Consider the following 1307-nt stretch of genomic DNA (forward strand, 5'->3'; position numbering starts at 1 on the left):
TCGCCGCCAGCGGCGCACCGCCCTCGTTCGTGAGGCGTATATAGTCGCCACCAACCAGAACTGTCAACAGTCATTGACGATGTTTTTTCGATTTCTCGTGGAGATATCCACGGGGCGGAAATTCGTGAGCTGGCTTGGCTGAAATTGTGAGTGGTGTTCCGCTGAGGATCACTCTTCTACCAAGCTCCCATCTCTAGGCGGCGGCAGGTGCGTGCCATCGGCCTGAGAATCGCCTCCTGGCGAGTGTCGATCCCCACGCCAGCCTAAGCAGCGCTTCAGAGCCGGCCTTCCAGCAATTCCGCCGTGATGTTGCGGCCGGCGAAAAAATACCCAGGACCAGACCCGTTCGGCATCGACTGCGAAAGCAATGCTGACGGCACGTCGCCAGCCGATGATCCGCGGACCAGGCATGATCTCGACCCGCTCTGTGCCGCACTGTGGAAAAGTCGACACGCTCAGGCAATGGTCGCGGATGCCGACAACGAAATTCCAAGCGATCGCCGGCGACGCACGGGTCGGCTATGTCGTCATAGAGCTGGTCGAGTTCAGTTTCCGCCTTGGGGTGGAAGACAATGCGGTACTCCATTGCCTATTTGGCTTTCGCCTGCTTCGCGTGATGACGCGCCTCGAGCCGCGAAAAACTGTCTCGACAGGGATGCCCTTAGTTTAGCCGGATCCTGCCGGAGCTCGGTCAGGCGCGCCGGAACCTCCTCGCGCAACCATCTTTCCCGCTCCGCCTCGAAATCCTCGAGCATACGCAGGCCGGCGCGAACAACCTCACTGGCATTGTTGTAGCGGCCTGATTCGAGCTGCTTCCTGGTAAAGCTCTCATAGTGGTCGTTCAGAGCGTAGTCGGGCACGGCAACCTCCTGGAAGATTATGGCGCCGATCAAAGCCCGGTAACAATAGATAGCAATGATTGGAAGCGCACGATCACGGTTCGTTTTCCAAGATCTGATGGCGAGAGAATGGTTCGTCGCCTGGTTTTGCAGGATCCAAAGCGTCCGGTCACCATCGCGCCGGCGCGTGGCGGTTGCCGCGCTGACAGAGCCGGGAGCCAACCGGCTTCGCGTGGGCAAAGGTGCCGAATACAAAAGGCCTGCGAGCTGCGGGCGGTTGGGGGTCATGATTTGGCTTTTCTGTCCCACGGTCGGCTTCGCCTGCTTCCGACCCCTGGTGCAGGTTAAAATCGCCATCGATCACGGTCCGAACGCAAAAAGCCCGCGTGAAGCGGGCTTTTTTTGTTGGTTGCGGGGACAGGATTTGAACCTGTGACCTTCAGGTTATGAGCCTGACGAGCTACCGGG

At 59.1% G+C, this 1307-nt stretch carries 2 pseudogenes; both read right to left on the bottom strand.

What is annotated here, in order from left to right:
* Positions 1-275: 275 nt before the first annotated feature.
* Positions 276-586 (bottom strand): annotated as a pseudogene (locus X730_RS1000000169035) (type II toxin-antitoxin system RelE/ParE family toxin).
* 3 nt (positions 587-589) lie between these two features.
* Positions 590-860 (bottom strand): annotated as a pseudogene (locus tag X730_RS01000000165105) (type II toxin-antitoxin system ParD family antitoxin).
* Positions 861-1307 lie beyond the last annotated feature (447 nt).

The organism is Mesorhizobium sp. L103C131B0 (assembly GCF_000502275.1).
GTDB lineage: Bacteria > Pseudomonadota > Alphaproteobacteria > Rhizobiales > Rhizobiaceae > Mesorhizobium.